Origin of the sequence: cyanobacterium endosymbiont of Epithemia clementina EcSB (assembly GCF_029919255.1) — a bacterium.
Taxonomy (GTDB): domain Bacteria; phylum Cyanobacteriota; class Cyanobacteriia; order Cyanobacteriales; family Microcystaceae; genus Rippkaea.
The window spans coordinates 1804389-1821055 of record NZ_CP123991.1 but is presented as its reverse complement, the minus strand read 5'-3'; the positions used below and the strand labels follow the sequence as shown (position 1 = coordinate 1821055).

The 16667-nt window shown below is 30.8% G+C and carries 8 protein-coding genes; 2 read left to right on the top strand and 6 right to left on the bottom strand.

Features of this window, described 5'->3' with window-relative positions; translation table 11 throughout:
• Window positions 1–931: 931 nt before the first annotated feature.
• The 6 genes from P3F56_RS05955 to ylqF form a co-directional block, all read right to left on the bottom strand.
• Entirely contained in the window at window positions 932–2362 is a 1431-nt protein-coding gene (locus P3F56_RS05955; protein ID WP_281152003.1) for an FAD-binding domain-containing protein, read from the bottom strand.
• A complete protein-coding gene (locus P3F56_RS05950) occupies window positions 2355–2915 on the bottom strand; it encodes an NUDIX hydrolase (protein ID WP_281152002.1) in 561 nt (186 codons plus the stop codon). Before P3F56_RS05950 ends, P3F56_RS05955 begins: the two co-directional genes overlap by 8 nt.
• 15 nt (window positions 2916–2930) lie before the next feature.
• A complete protein-coding gene (gene folK / locus P3F56_RS05945) occupies window positions 2931–3422 on the bottom strand; it encodes a 2-amino-4-hydroxy-6-hydroxymethyldihydropteridine diphosphokinase (protein WP_281152001.1) in 492 nt (163 codons plus the stop codon).
• A gap of 2782 nt (window positions 3423–6204) precedes the next feature.
• Window positions 6205–8664 (bottom strand): ATP-dependent DNA helicase RecG, encoded by a 2460-nt coding sequence (gene recG / locus P3F56_RS05940; protein ID WP_281152000.1) that lies wholly within the window; start codon window positions 8662–8664, stop codon window positions 6205–6207.
• 1688 nt (window positions 8665–10352) lie between these two features.
• Window positions 10353–10733 carry a phosphomannose isomerase type II C-terminal cupin domain gene (locus tag P3F56_RS05935; RefSeq protein ID WP_281151999.1) on the bottom strand — a complete coding sequence of 127 codons (381 nt, stop codon included), beginning with the start codon at window positions 10731–10733 and terminating at the stop codon, window positions 10353–10355.
• Window positions 10734–12182: 1449 nt separating this feature from the next.
• The gene (ylqF, locus tag P3F56_RS05930) at window positions 12183–13022 is read right to left on the bottom strand and encodes a ribosome biogenesis GTPase YlqF (protein ID WP_281151998.1); all 840 of its coding nucleotides are present in this window, start codon (window positions 13020–13022) and stop codon (window positions 12183–12185) included.
• Window positions 13023–15619: 2597 nt separating this feature from the next.
• Here ylqF and P3F56_RS05925 point away from each other — a divergent pair.
• The gene (locus P3F56_RS05925) at window positions 15620–16285 is read left to right on the top strand and encodes a TVP38/TMEM64 family protein (protein ID WP_281151997.1); all 666 of its coding nucleotides are present in this window, start codon (window positions 15620–15622) and stop codon (window positions 16283–16285) included.
• A gap of 69 nt (window positions 16286–16354) precedes the next feature.
• Complete coding sequence (locus P3F56_RS10505; RefSeq protein WP_405054740.1) at window positions 16355–16492, top strand: hypothetical protein; 138 nt, start codon at window positions 16355–16357, stop codon at window positions 16490–16492.
• Window positions 16493–16667: the final 175 nt, after the last annotated feature.

The following is a 16667-nucleotide window of genomic DNA, read 5'->3' as shown; positions in this document are numbered from 1 at the left end:
CTGAAACTACTATTGCCTTTAGTGCTAGTTTTAAGTATAAATTAGCACCAAAGGAATAATTGTAAGATTTATTAATCTTACAATTATTTAAAATCCCTAATTCCTAGGCTAGCAAAAGTTATACATTGACAAATATATTTATATATAGTTCGTGTGAAAAGATAAAGATATCCCTAAAAATAAAAAGTAGAAAACTGATAAAATGGAGGTAATCGTAAAAATAAAAAATTAGTATCGGAACTATTACCAAAAAAACTAAAAGCTGAGTTTAATTTAGAACTCTATACTTGATATTTAATCGCTGAGTCCAAATATTCAGACTATGATAATTATTTAATCTTAAAGCATTTACTACTAAGATATAGTTCCCTTATTTTTTTTAAAAAAATTGCTCGTTATTGAGCATTTTTAAGTAATTTTTATGATTTATAGCTATAACTTTATTTATTCTAGACAATACAGATGTGATTTATAAATGCTTAACTCTCAGGTGGGTAAATGTTCCCCCTTCTTTTTAGAAAATATTCAGGAGAGCGATTAATCAACTACTAATGAACTCAATGATTAAGATAAAACTATAATCTCATAACCGATTAATCTCAAAGTTTTATTCAGACGAGAATATTAGCTATTGATACTAACAAAGCAATGGAACTCACTATTTCTAATATTTTAGAAAATAACAAGCTCTATTAGGGGAAATGCCAAATACTCAAAGGGTTTGATGGTTCCCTAAAACTGCTTGAAGGGTATAATAATAGGTTAAGAGAAAATTTGAGTGATTGGATCGCTTTACGTTTGTGTTCTAAATTAGAAATTAAAACTATCTATAGAATTGACCTAAACACAATTCATCAGGGACTTGTTTCTTCATTGTAAAAATGTATTGTGAGGGATAGTTCGGATAAGTTATTCAAATAAGTATCAAAAACTACAAATTTTTAACTTTCTTATATCGTTGTTTAAATTCTCTTTGTTGTTGTTTATGATTCTTAATTGGTTGAGGATAACCACAACTATAACAGTCCAGGGGAGAAATTTTTCCTGTTACTAAACATTCCGTATCAAGAGAACTTAATTCAGGTAGCCATTTACGAATATATTCCCCATTAGAATCATATTTCTGCGCTTGACTTGCAGGATTGAAAATTCGTAATGGTTTGGGATCCATTCCACTCGATGCACTCCATTGCCATCCCCCATTATTAGAAGCTAAGTCACCATCAATTAATTTTTGCATAAAGTATTTTTCTCCCCATTGCCAATTAATAATTAAGTCTTTAGTTAAAAAACTCGCCACAATCATTCTGCAACGATTATGCATCCATCCTGTTTCATTTAATTGTCTCATTGCCGCATCTACAATAGGATATCCTGTTTTTCCTTCACACCAAGATTGAAAATCATCTTCGCTGTTATCCCAAGGAAAAACTTCAAATTCTTTTCGATAAGGTCTTTCTACTAATTCAGGGAAAAAGTATAAACAATGTTGATAAAATTCTCTCCAAGCTAACTCTTTTTGCCAGGTTTCAATATTTTCTCTCGTTTCATCACTACGACTATTTTCATAGACACTAACTGTTGCTTGCCAAACAGTTCTAATGCCAATTGCGCCAAATTTTAGGGCAGCACTTAATTGGGAAGTTCCTTCAATAGCTGGAAAATTTCGGATTTCTTGATAAGAATTAATTGCGGAATTACAAAAAAATTCTAATCTTTCTTTAGCTGCTGTTTCTCCTGGTGATAAAATTAAACTATTACTCCAGTTGAACCCTAGTTCTGTCGCTGATGGCAACTCAATGGTACCGACTTTTTTGGCTTGTTCTAGTTCTATTTCAGTTAACTCTTCCAAGCTATCTAAAGGATTAGGGATATAAGATTTTTCTTGCTGCGATAATTTTTTCCAAAAAGGAGTATAAACCTTATAAGGATATCCTGATTGATTCATTATTTCTTCAGGAAAATGTAATAGTTGATCCCAATAACTTTGATATTTAATGCTTTTTTCTTCTAGAGCTTCAATAACTTGTTTATCTCGTTTTCTGCTATACGGTTCAACGTCCCAATTCCAGAATACTGATTCAGCTCGAATACTTTCTGCTAAATTGGGGATAACTTGACTGGGATTTCCTTGAATAAATAATAGTTTACTTCCTAATTCTAGGTATTTTTGTTGTAATTCTTTTAGACAACCTATCATATAAGTTATCCTTACAGGAGCAATATCATCCCGTTCTAAGATATCACTATCAAAACAAAATACTCCAATCACTTTAGAGCTTTGCTGACGAGCTTTGGATAAGCCAATGTTGTCAGAAATTCGTAAATCTTTACGGTGCCAGAAAATAATTAAATTAGCCATTGATCTTATCTAGAAATAGTCGTGTCATCAAAAAACTACTAAGGGATTTAGCATCAATAGGTTCTCCTTTTAAGAGAGCTGTTTCAAATTCCGAAAACGTCATTAACACCACTTCAGTACGTTCCTCCTTATCTTGTTTGGGAGGATGATCTAACTTTTCTAAATCCCGTGCCAAAAAAACATAAATATACTCATCAGAATAACCAGGGGCTAAAGAAAGTTTACCTAAAGAATGCCAGGTATTAGCACAATATCCTGTCTCTTCTTGAATTTCATGCTTAATAGTTTCTAATGCTTCTTCATTTGGTTTTAAGGTTCCAGCAGGGAATTCTAACAATCGTCCTCTTACAGCAAAACGGTACTGCTTAACCAAGACCAGTTCACCCTTTGATGTAATAAGAACAGCCAACGCTCCTCCTCGATGACGAATACATTCCCAGTCCCCCTCAACCCCATTATGTAAACGTAGGGAATGAACATCAAAATTAAATTTGCGTCCCCGGTGAAACAGACGTTGCCGTAGATAGGTAGGAGATTCGTTGAAGACAGACATAAATTTGCATATCAGTTAGTTGGGTTGATAAAGACTGACTCCAGAACAGTCTACCTCGTCAAGGAGCTCGATGATCTCCTTTTTGCTCACAGGATGCACCCAATTAGGGGCAATTTCTGCTAGAGGAATTAGGACAAATCCCCTTTGTGTCATACGGGGATGAGGAATTTGGAGCGTATCAGTTTTTAGAATTAAATCTCCATACAATAGTAAATCTAAATCCAGAGTTCTTGGTCCCCATCTTTCTTGGTGTGCTCGTCCCCATTGTTGTTCAATATTGAATAATGTTTCTAACAATTTGTTAGGAACTAAATAGGTTTCTAGGATAGCACAACCATTTAGATAATTTGGTTGAGGAGGTCCGATAGGAATAGTTTCATACCAATGAGAATAGGACTTGAGATAGACTTCTGATAATTGTTCTAAAATTTGAATAGTGTTTTCTAAAATATTGAGAGAATTTCCTAAATTACTCCCTAAAGCAATCGCACATTGAATCTTTTTCATTAATTTTTGATAAAAATGTCAGACAAACCTAAAATATTGTACACGACACTTCTAAGTCATTTGTGACAGGGAGTTTAATCCACTTTTTACGATTAAGTCTAATTATTTAGAATTAATCGATATCTATAAACTCTTTGCTAAAAATAAATTTTTTAAAAACTTTTTCAGCTAACTTGACATAGTCATACCTTCCCAAACTTTTTTAGAATTATCTGATAACTGCTGTTATATTTTGGATATGTTAGATAAATTAAGCTAAATTCTTCTTCTAATATATCTATTGTTTATAGTCATTTATTATCCACACTCTCAGAAAATGTAGCTGAAGGTTTTTAAACAACACCTATAAGTAAAACAAGATATTTTACTTATAGGTGTTGTTTAAATGGAAATATTTTTTTCTCATATTTAGGTAATTAGAGTTTAATTTACATTGCTTTAATAAAATTTCTAGTATCATTATTTTAAGCAATATTTTACTAATTAACTTAGCTTAATTATATTAATTTTTAAACAAACTTACGACAACTTTATAAGTTTTATCAAATGCTATCTTCTTTCTATTATATTTACTTTTTAAGTAAAAATCTGTAGACAAAAAAGATGTACATAACACCATTTATAACTTTTTTAAAATTTTAACGACACCACTTATATGCACTTAGCTCTTCTTAAGAAGAAATACCGCATTTTTTCTGTATATTCATCATATTTTTTATATCTATTTACTTTTTTATCTAAACAACTAGAGTTTCTCTGTAATTAAATCTTTTAAAGTTAAATATTAGTATCTGTTTTTATGCTTTTTTTTTATAAATGACAAAAAAATAAATTTGGCAAAAAATAGAAGAATAAAAGGTTATTAGGGTTTTAAAATGAAAATAGTAATGGACTGACTTAGTTAAATTGAGTTAACCTCTGATAAAGAAACCAGTAGGATTAGTATTGACAGCAATGTTATTATTTTATCTACTCAAAAAATCGCCAAATTAGGTGCTTAAATAATTACTTTGGTAGTAGCCAGAGAATTGGCAGAAACTTCATCAACCGTATCGGAGTTGTTTTTGATTATTCTTAATTCTATTACCAACGATATTCGCTACTAAATTATTAATCCTCATGCAAGTCAATTTCAAAGGTTAATAGTAGTGTATTTTATAGTAGAATTTGTAATTATTATTGCCGTATTTTTAAAGTAAACTATCCTAATTCTATTACCAAAATGGTAGTCTTTGTTTTTGGCATATTTAGTTTATTCTTAATTATTATTTAAATTTTTTTATTTTAAAAAAGCAGATAAGTAGCAATTTTAGGGATGATTATTTGCTTAATTTTTATAACTTTTTAATCATAGTAAAATTTTCTGGTACGAAGACTTATTTTTCTGGGGAATTCACTAAGGAAATTGGACCCCTAGAAATAGGGTTAAATCTAGCAGGCACTTTGATAGTTTCTGACCTAACTCCTCTCCCACTAATAGGAATTCAACAACTCATATAAAATCCTATGATCGCCTGAAAATACCCCCTTACTTTATCCAAGTATTGGCGAGTAAAAATTAGATTAAGCTGTTCATCCTCTAAGTTACGAGTAGAGCTCGGAAAGAGAGAAGGACTTATAATGACTAGATTAAGTATTTTCATCGAAATAAAAATATTATCGGTTTTGAACAAGATTATATCTATAATTAGAATTATTACTCCAATAAAATGTAAGACTATACCTCAAATCAAACTGCTAGTAATACTCCTTGGTATCTCACTTTTAGAACAGAACACTACATTATTAATCAGTATTAAACCCAGTAATGCAGAAACTTACACAGCTTTTTAGGTTATTGATGAGCAAGGAACCGAGGTCACTAAAATAATTTCTTAGCTGGAAATTCCAGGTTCTTTCGAATAAAAATATATCTTGTCTGGTCTATATTTATATAGATGATCCGATTTATTTTGAAATAACCTAGATAGTTTCTGTTCGAGTATGTGTATAGATTGTATCCAAGATTTTTAGATTTAGTAGTTTAAAATACTCATTCTAACTCTATCTCTTGATATTATTTTCTATGAAATATTTTTTATTAATTTTTATTTTAAGGAAGATAAAATAATCCTTATGATCGTAGTAATTGCTCCTATAATTCCTCTAACACTGACCTAAGTTCCGAGACTGACTGCAATCTACAGAACGAATATGGGACTAGTAGAAGTCAGGGCTTGATCCATCCATACCACAATAAATCTTAAAGCAGTTTGTTGCAATTAAATACCTAAGTAAGTGCCTAAAAACGCAACCAGTACGACCATAGTAAAAGTCCATTTATATCGTAGTAAGTTTAACAAAAAAGCAAGATTTTGATATAGCTAAAATAGTATAACACTAGTTTTTTAGATAACCTCAATAAGCTGATTTCAGTTTAATCAAGAGTGCGTTAAGAGAAAAAATCTATATTGCTTGAAAGACTTATGCAAGCAATTTGAACGTCAGTTTACGTTGTTAATTAATAACACCAATAGCATTATTATCGACTTGTTATGTTACCACTCAAGTAACTCCTAAAGCTCTTAAAAAAAAGACCGAAATAAGCTAACACAGAAAAATATTTTTGAGTAAAATTAAAGGTTAAAATTGCGGTGACAGGAAGAACAATTGCAACCAATCGTAATACCTATTATACTGTTTATTCATAAAAATCTTATTGAAGGCTACATATTTTCCTCAACAGTCCTTTAATCTAATCGACTGTTGAGGAAAATGTTTAAACATTCTAATATGATAATCATCATGTTAAAATATTTACCCCCATTAGTTTTTGATAGCGTTGTTCTAACTCCTTTTTCAAAGATGGCATTCCTCCTAGATGATTATCGGCTATAACAATCTTTTCCGCAGCAGTTCTAGCTAATCCTAAAATCTCTTGATCTTCCACTAAACTTGCTAAAGCAAAATCAGGTAATCCTGATTGACGGGTTCCCAAAACGCTTCCTGGTCCGCGAAATCTTAAATCCATTTCTGAGATAAAAAAACCATCTTGGGACTGTTCTAACACACTTAACCGTTGCCGTGCATCAGGAGTTTTACTGTTACTTATTAACAAACAATAGGATTTATGGGAACCTCGTCCTACTCTTCCTCTTAATTGATGTAATTGGGACAGTCCAAACCGTTCCGCATTTTCAATTAACATTACCGTTGCATTAGGTACATCAACACCAACTTCAATTACCGTCGTTGAAATAATGATTTGATTTTTATCATCTCGAAAATTAGTTAAAACTTCGTCTTTTTCTACTGAACTCATGCGGCCATGTAATAATCCAATATTTAACTTAGGAAAGATAGTTTCTGATATTTTTTTATGTTCTTCTACTGCGGCACGAATATCTAAATTTTCTGATTCTTCAATCATGGGAAAAATAATATAAGCTTGTCTTCCTTGAGCAACTTCTCGCCGAATTAAATTATAAGCTTTGGTGCGTTCTTTGCTAATCAATACTGTGGTTTGAATGGGCTGTCTTCCTGGAGGTAATTCATTAATTTGACTAACATCTAAATCTCCATGTAAAGTTAATGATAAGGTGCGAGGAATAGGAGTAGCTGTCATAGTTAAAACATGAGGAGATCTACCTTTAGCTAATAATTTAGCCCGTTGATGTACCCCAAATCGATGCTGTTCATCAATTACTACTAACCCCAATCTTTGGAAAATTACTTTATCTTGAATAAGGGCGTGAGTTCCAACTAATAAAGGTAATTCTCCAGTTTTTAATTGACTATAAATTTCTCTTTTTTTAGCTATTCTTGTTGAGCCAGTTAGTAATTCAACAGGTAGATATAAGAGGTTAAACCAAGATACTAATTTTCGATAATGTTGTTTTGCCAATACTTCTGTCGGAGCCATCAAAGCAGCTTGATAACCAGACTGAATAGCTGCTAATATAGAGAATACAGCAACAATTGTTTTTCCTGCTCCTACATCTCCTTGTACTAAACGATTCATCGGAGTTGATGAGTTTAAATCCTCTAAAACTTCATTGATTACTCGTTTTTGGGCATTGGTTAAAGTAAAAGGTAACAATTTATTAAAGTCTTCTATTAATTTTCCTTCTGGAACAAAAATTGCACTGTTTTTTATTTGTTTTTGTTCTTGACGACGTTGCAAAAATCCTACTTGCAAATAGAAGAATTCATCAAAAACTAACCGTCTTCTTGCATGAGTCAAAAGATCAGTAGTTTGAGGGAAATGAATATTAGTGATCGCCTCTTTTAATTTAATTAATCCGTATTGATTTCTTAATGCTACGGGAAGAGGATCTCTGATTTGTTCTATTGCTCCTAAACAACTTACAATTACCTTTCTAATTAAATCAGCATCAATACCTTCTTTTAAAGGATAAATCGGCAAAATACGCCCAACTTTTGGCGATGCTATATTTGTCACAAAACTATCTAAAACTTCAATTTCTGGGTTGTCTAAAGTAACGCCATATTTACTCTTTTTGACTAATCCTGAAGCAGCAATGATAGAGCCTAAAGGGTAAAGTAGTTTTTGTTTTTCTTGCCAACTACGATTAGTAAAACGGGTTCCTGTAAAAAAACGGTTGAGTTTAATTTGTCCGCTATTGTCTTGTACAATCAACTCAAAAATACTCAATTTTTTATTCTTGGGACTGGTAAAACAATTACACTTTCTCACACTTCCTACTATTGTTACCGTTTCCCCTGGATTAAGATGAGAAATCCTCATTTGACGAGCATAGTCAATATAATCGCGAGGATAATAAAACAGTATATCTTTAACAGTAAACAATCCTAGTCTTTTTAGCAATTCGCCTTTTTTGTAGCCTACTTCGGCTAAAGTACTAAGGGATTGCTCTAAAGTTATTTTGCGGGGATCAGCTTGCTTTCGTGGAATAGGAACAGTTCGCGGTAATTTAGAAGGAGGTGGTTCAGAAGCAGTTTCTAATGAAAGTTTAAGTTCATGTAAAAACTGTCGAGTGTTGCTAATTAAACTCCGGCGTTGAGAGAGAGATAATTGAGGATATTGAGCATATTTAACTGCAAAACTTTGCCAGCGACTACGATCACTAGCAGGAGTTCCTAGAGGAGGAGTTTTACCAAAAAAAAGGCATAAGAATTCACCAAAGCGATATTGATTTCCCTGAAGGTTAGTGTAGCCGCTTTCTGCTTCAATTGAGAGAGATTTATCTAAGCGTATCCAATCTGATAGTTCCGTAGACATTGTTCTCTAATAGTTTTTTAGAAAAATGGTTTTTAAAGAAATTACACGTGATAATTAATTATTATATCTAGAGATGTTAAATTTGAGATATTTACATAATTTTAAACTGAAAAATACCAATATTAAATCCTTTGATACCCTTTTAATTCTCAGAAAAATAATCAAGCCTATTAAGTAATTTTTTTCGATTTTTTTAGTTCAAGTCAAGAATAAACTTTTTTTTACAAACTTAGACATTACTATTTACCTAAAAAATTTTGCTGATTCTTTAATTTTTACCAACTTAATTAAGAGTTGTTAATTGAACGTAATTTCCAAAGAAAAATTATTATAGTGCTACTAACTATTTAAGAAACAAGTAGTGAAAAATTTTAAGTTAATCGGATAATTGGCTATCTGAGCTGAACAAGAAGGAATAAAAATGAAAGTTTATTTAAATACCGAATTTCCCCTTGTTAAGAGTGTGTTTTTTACATGATGTTTCTTGTATAAAATATAAAAAAGTTATCGTTGAACAATGACAAAAAAATTGCTTAAGTTTGTCCTAATTTTGCAATTGAGTTAAAATTATCAATGGATAGTATAATAAATTTTCTATTTTTTATTAATAAACTTTTATCCTAGGGGGCTATTCTAGAATAGTTAATAGATATTCAGAAAAAATAAATCTATATTCATTAAAACAATACTAAAATCTAATCTTTAGACAACTCTGATAAAATTAGGACATAATCTTTATTATCAGGATTTACGTTAAATTTAAAGATAATTTAGTAACCATTAAGGAAATTATTTTAAGTTCCATTTATTGTTTAAACTTCCAATTTAGTTTCGCGTTTTAGGTCAAAAACTTTTAATTTAATTTAAAACAAATTAGTTTACTAACTTTATAGTCTATAAAATTACATATCAAGTCTAAGTATTTTGTCTAAGAGAAGATTGGAAATGGTAGTAACTCATAGTATTTAATTTATCCATTTTATTTTTTAAAAACTATACCCAACCTATGACATAAAAGTCAAACGTATAAATATAAAGTTTTATTACCAATAATTAAGCTTATTAAAAGCTTTAATTATATAGCTGGTACTATAGCAGGTTTTGTGTTTTGTTCAAATCATGTTAGACTCGACACTTTTGCTTAATTTATATTAATAAAATTAAATATTCAACTCAGTTCAATGAATAAGATGTTAAAACAAAACATCAACTTGTATTTATTATGGTTTAACCATCAGAAAATCTTATGAAGATGACGAATTAAGTATAATATATTTGCCTTTGGCAGAGAAAATTATCCCTTTCGAGATTAATCTTAGGAATTATAGAAACAAGAAAATCTGGAGGAATAGCAAAATATTTAGAAGCTTGGGAAAAGAGGTTTTGACTAATCTTGAAGAGGTTAGTATAGATTTCGGGAAACTATATTAAAAATACATCAATTAAAAGATAAATTTCAGAAATATTTTTGATAAAAACTTAAACATGGTATGATGGTAATTATAATCAGCTGATTAGTGCCAAAAAGTTTGTCTATCGTCCTTAAAAAGCTGTGAAACAATTGGGGTTTCGATTCGAGAAAGTATCAATAGTAAACTAAAGTTTCTTCAAAAGAAACCCTATAAATTCAAAAATTCCGTCAATTCCCAACCCCGAAGTTTCTTGATTTTATATTTCACTAGTTAATCCTACATCATAAGTTCAGTAGAATCTGAAAAACGAACAATATCATCATCTTCCAAATATTCCCCATTTTGTACTTCAATCATTATCAACGGAATTACCCCAGGATTTTCAATACGGTGGCGAGTGTTCATAGGAACATAAGTAGATTCTTTTTGTTTTAGAAGTTTTTCTTGGCCATTACAAATAACTCTAGCAGTTCCTGAAACGACAATCCAATGTTCACTACGATGATAGTGCATTTGAGTACTGATATGCTCCCCAGGTTGAACTACAATGCGATTGATGCAGTAACCATTCCCCTTTTCTAAAATAGTTACAGTCCCCCATGGGGGCGTTCTAGTCATCATAGTTGCGGCTGTTTGAGATTCTGATATGTTACTCATGATTCTCCCCATAGCTTATTCATCGAATCACCTCTATGTCATTTGTAATAGGTTCGTCACAAAACTTAAACTGACCAACTTCCTTAAGTATATCCCGTTGCTGCAAAATACTGATACTCATTGGTTAGCCGTCTCAATTTAATCCTAGACAGTAGGTTACAAACCATAGAGTATCTCATCGAATATTTTCCCTAATAAGTGTTATTTTACCCTTTGTATCTCTTGATATTAGTGCTCATTTTAGTCTAAATTTCATTGGGAAACAGGTAAAACTTAAACTATCAGCATTAACCTTTAGTTTTTTCTCACTCAACTAAACACTAATGAAAGATTTCATAGTAATTTAATGATCGCCTTAGCCTCTGTACTTCCTGGGAAAAACGGAAGATATCATTTTTACGTCCTCTGTTTCTAACTCAATCAACTGGTCAATTGTTAGTTATTTTAAATAAACCCATGTTACGATCAGCTCGCTCACTTCCCAAATCTCGTAATCAAGCAATTGGAAGGAAATTAACCATGAGAGGTTATTTAAGATCACTTACTTACTAGCTAGTCACAACTTCAACCCTTAAATTGTTTTATCCGTTATGGCTACAGGTCAAAGTGGCTTATTCTTCGTTGGCAAAGTAAGTTTTGCTTACACAATAAGAATTTCCTTTTTGTGGCTTACTCTAGGTTTGGCAATCGGTAATTATCTAGCTTGCTGATTGATTTTTAAATAATTATGGAAGGTTTCAGAGGCAACCAATTGAGATACCATCTCTTCCCTTCTCAGTCCGAATATTAAATTAAAGGGTTTCGTATGATCGCTATTATCTCTGTACTCATTATTATCGTTTTTCTGAGTTCCTATGCCGCAGCCTAATTAGTAACAGAGAATAAGGAGATAAATGCCATTATTGACTGTCATTAAACACTAGGAACATTATATGAGCTTAAAATTGGTTAATCATTACTTAAAAAAAATTTTTTACTTAGGTCTAGACAAATTCCCTACAGTCTACCCTGATAATCGGTTTCCTCTTACCGTTAATTCCGAATTAGCTATTTCTTATCTATCTTTAAAGTTATTACTAACTTGCCAGTAGTTACTCATTTAAATAAGTTAATCAAAAACTCTAAGAATTAAAACTGGAGAGGTTAGCTTTATTTTCTCGACTTTCAGTTTATCTTAAGTAGCAGATAAGTAAGAATTGTCAATTTACTTAGAAGTTTACTTACTTCTAAGTAAACTTCTAAATATCTCAAACTTAGCTGGCAACTTGGCTCAAAGTTGGAGTTTATTTTGTAACTATTCATTAATGGCTACTACCGTCCATGTTCCTTTTTTTTCTCTCACAAAAGAGCAACCTAACTTCCTACTTTTTCAAAACAATAAGGTTTAAAATCTGCGGTTTTAAAAATACCATTGTGTTAAGTATTCTTCTCAAGCGTTAATATCATTAGTTACTTCATCGGTGGTAATTCTAAAGGAATACACCCCATAAGTCCTTTGCGGAAATCATCCAATAATTGCCTACTTGCTCTTTCAACATCCCCTTGATAGCGTTCATAACCTATGGTTTGAATGTATTCCTCCCCCGTCATGTCTAGGATATCAAGGTGGTAACGTGAACGTAAGATTTCCTCAAAGTTCAATTCGACTAGAAAATCAACTAACATGCCCGCTACCTCTTGATTATCGTAAGCTGCTTTCCCAATATCCTCACATATTGCTAATTTCACAGCATCTTTTTGGTTTTCTAGGTTCCCAGGGATGACTCCTGGTGCATCTAACAGTTCAATAGTATCAGAAATCCGAACCCAACGTACTTGACGAGTCACCCCCACCCTTCTAGCACTAGCGACAATTTTACGTCCTAAAAGACGATTAATTAAGGCAGATTTTCCCACATTTGGCAATCCAATGACAACTGCGCGAACTGGACGAGGTAGCATTCCGCGATCACGTCTTCGTCTGTTCATAGCTACTCCTGCAGTCTGAGTAGCTTTATGGAGTGCTTTCACCCCTTTTCCCTGTTTTGCATTAGTGAAATAGGGCGTTTCCCCATGATTTTCAAACCAAGTTATCCATTGTTGACGTACAAATTCCGGTATCATATCCACGCGATTAAGCACAAGAATTCGAGGTTTTTCACCGATCCATTGGGGAACTTGGGGATGGTGAGATGCTAGGGGAATTCGCGCATCAAGAACCTCAAGAACAACATCAACTTTGTTTAACTGTTCTTTGAGTTGTCTTTCTGCTTTATAAATATGACCGGGGTACCACTGAATTTTAGACATAATTTTTCTATTTGATAATTAGTAACTGATAATTTGTGGAAAATAACTCATATTTGAATATAATCGGTTATAATTCTTTTGTATAGATTAAAGTTATCTATTTACTTGAGTTTGGTGTAGTTTTATTTCTTACAATCTATGTTCTTTAAAAGAATATTTTTGTACACATAAATATTCTTTTATTACCACTTTATAGAGCTTTTACCAAATTTAACAGAGGATATTTTTCTGAATTTAAGAGATTTTGAAAATAAATAGTTTTTGAATCTGTTACTATTATTTAGTGTTTAGTACTATATGTTAAATATAACCATGCTCGCCCGTTAATTTCAAGCCTTATGAAGATTAATTTTTTTTAAAAAAGAAAGATTAAGTTAATTTGAGTTAAAAGGTTTTATTTACAGTAATTTAAACTAAATGCAAACATTTCTTTTTCAATTTATAGAAAAAACGTTCGTACTAATATAAAAATTAATGGTTGAACTACCTTGAATACTTTGATACTTAAATATCAAGATAACAATTAGACTTTAACAGCTAAAATTCTAACCAGAACTAAGGTTGAGAGTTAATAGACAATCGGTAAACAAATAAAACGAAAAAATTAACAATTTTTTTTCCTACTAAAATCGGCGCTAAAATTTATTGAACAAAAACAGTATATCATAAATTACTAGTACTTTAATGGCTATTTTAAAAATCAAAATTATTATATAAATATATAAATCAACATCAAAAAATAAAAATTAACAATTAGACTATTTAAATAGAAAGCTAATAATTCGATAGCTACACCAGCTGATCTCACTAAACTTGAAGAAAAATAACAATATTAGTAGGAATACTATAGGTAGTAAGAATACTAATATTAATTAATAAACAAGGAAACTAAATATAAAATTAACAATCAAAGAAACTATTAAATTAATAATTTTGAAATGGAATAATTTAATTATTAAATTAGGAAAAATTCAATAATTGACATAGGAATTAAGATTCTTCTAAAATTATGAAATATAAATATTTTTTTAATTTCATAGATTAATATTAATTAATCTATGACTGTTTATTTTTTGTCGTCATAAAGGTTGTCTAATTATCCCGACAATATTTATAATAATTATCCTAAATAAACTTAGAAGTAGTCCTTTAGATCTAAAATTAAACAACAAAAAAATATATTAATTAATATTTCTTGCTTAGGCGATAAATACTAAAAATAGACAATTTTAAAAAATGCAACTAAACTAATCTCAACCAAAAAGTTTTGTTAAAAAGTTTAACCCGCTGTCCCTTTTAAACAAGTAACTTACAGGTAACAAAAATTAATAGATAAGTCATCAACAACTATTATAGGCAAGATAGGTTAGGATAATAAAATCTTCTTCTGTAGCTAGTAATTCGATTCCGTAAGCTAACCCTGCAATTGTCAAACGATTACGATCTATATAAAATATTGTCTAAGTTAACATCAAAAATTATACTCAATTCTTTATCTTCTCCAGAAGAATAATTAATTATTTTTACGTATTGACAGATGAAGTTAAACATAATGAGTATGAAGACGTAAAGTGATCGCTAAAAATAAAGGAGAGAAAACTAATCGATCAAATGAAGAGAGTTATCAAAATAGAAGATAACTATCAGCAGCATCACAAAAAAATCAACGATTAAGTGTTATTTAAACCTTTATATTTAGTATTTTGTCGCTGAATCCAAATATTTAGGCTTCGGTTGTTTATCCGAGATGTTTAAAGACTCATCTCATAAGAATGTTAACTATTTCTGGTTAGGGAAAAGTTATAAACCTGTTGGTTTATAGGATGAAGTTAAACGAGATGTTGGATTTCGAGGCAGACTTGTACCCAGTGATTGCTCTGTTTAACTACTCCTATATTGTAGTTTTCTTTAGGATTATCTACTTAATTGTCTAATACGGGGAAAAATTACAGTTAATGGCTTAGTAGGAAAAGGTACTATAAATTTTTTTTGATTCGAAAACTATACCAAATATTTATTTGTACTAAATTGGATTACTGTACTCTTCTAAAAGATACATAAAATTCAACCAATGACAATGAATTTACTCTTTGTTTTTTATTTTACTAATTGAATAAAAGCTCATTTAATAACATTTTTTTTACATATATAACCAAATATTATATCGACTAAATTCAGTAGTTATCTATTCAATATTAAGTTTTAATTATATAATATTTTTTATTAAAGTAGTTAGATATAACTATTATTTATAGTTTTGGTCTATCATAGCAAGCTTTATTTTTAATAAGACTGAAAAGGTTACTTCTGAATTAGCTTTAATTCTACTCTAAGTTTATTTGCAATAGTAACTACATATTTTTAGATTGAGATATCTATTCTTAAATTTTCTAAGTTTCCATAGTTAGCTTTTTAATTATACATAAAAGTTATTTTTTAAGTGTTTATTCTCAAGCTTTAGTGGATTTTTTGTAGATACATAATGCTTTACTATACATCATCTTTATCTCAATTATTTCTTTTCTAAATAAATAGGTTTTTCCAACTGGATTTAGTATGATACTCTTATAGCTTAAGTCTCTTGAGGAGAAAAGTAGATGACTAAAGGGAAACAAGGAATAATTTTACTGACAATTTTTTGTCTAGCTATTACTGGAATTGGGGTAGTTTTGATTTGGAAATTTGACCTTGAAGAATTACAAGTTTGGCTCAATAAAATAGGGATTTTGGCTCCCATTATCTACGTAGTTCTTTACATTTTAACAACTTTACTGATTTTACCTTCAACTCCCCTTAATTTAAGTGGTGGAGCATTATTTGGAATTGGGTGGGGAGTTTTTTGGACAACAATTGCAGCCATGTTAGCAGCCATTTTATCTTTTGCCTTTACCCGTACCCTAGGAAGAAAATATGTCATGCAAAAACTTGCCGGAAAATGGGAAGCAATAGATGCAGAAATCCGTCAGGGTGGCTTATTTTATCTGTTTGCCATTCGCTTACTACCGATTATTCCTTATGGGATTGTTAATCTTACGGCAGGATTAACATCAATTAGATTTCAAGATTACTTGATTGGAACTACTTTGGGAACTATTCCAGGCATTCTGCCTTTTGTCATGATAGGAGCTGGTTTTAAGTCTCTCAATCGAGGCAATATTTTGCCCCTACTATGTGGGTTTACATTAACTGGAATATTAGTAGGAGTTTCCGCTTGGTATCGTCGTCGCCGTAAACCTCCGCATTTAAATAAAGCCAAACAGTAAAAGTTAAAATTATCCTTATGATTACGTTAACTAGATCTAAATAACTTTAGCAATCAAATTCATATTATTATGCACGGTTTTATTTGTCCAAAACCATTTTTTATTTGTTTAACTCGGACAAACATTCAAGAGATGTTGGATCTAGAAAATATTGTTATGGTATCACCTGCAGGGGCGATTAGACAACATGGGGTCCATTTTCAGTAGTAGTAGATTCTGCGATTAAAATGGAGGTTTTAGGGAAAGCAATTAGAAAAATTAGAATAAGGGATTCCCACTTATGCTTTGCTCTGTTTATACTACTGTTTATTTGATAAGTTTCACATGTTGCTAAAAAATTGTTGATCAAACAAAAATTAAAACATGAAATTTATGCAAGAAA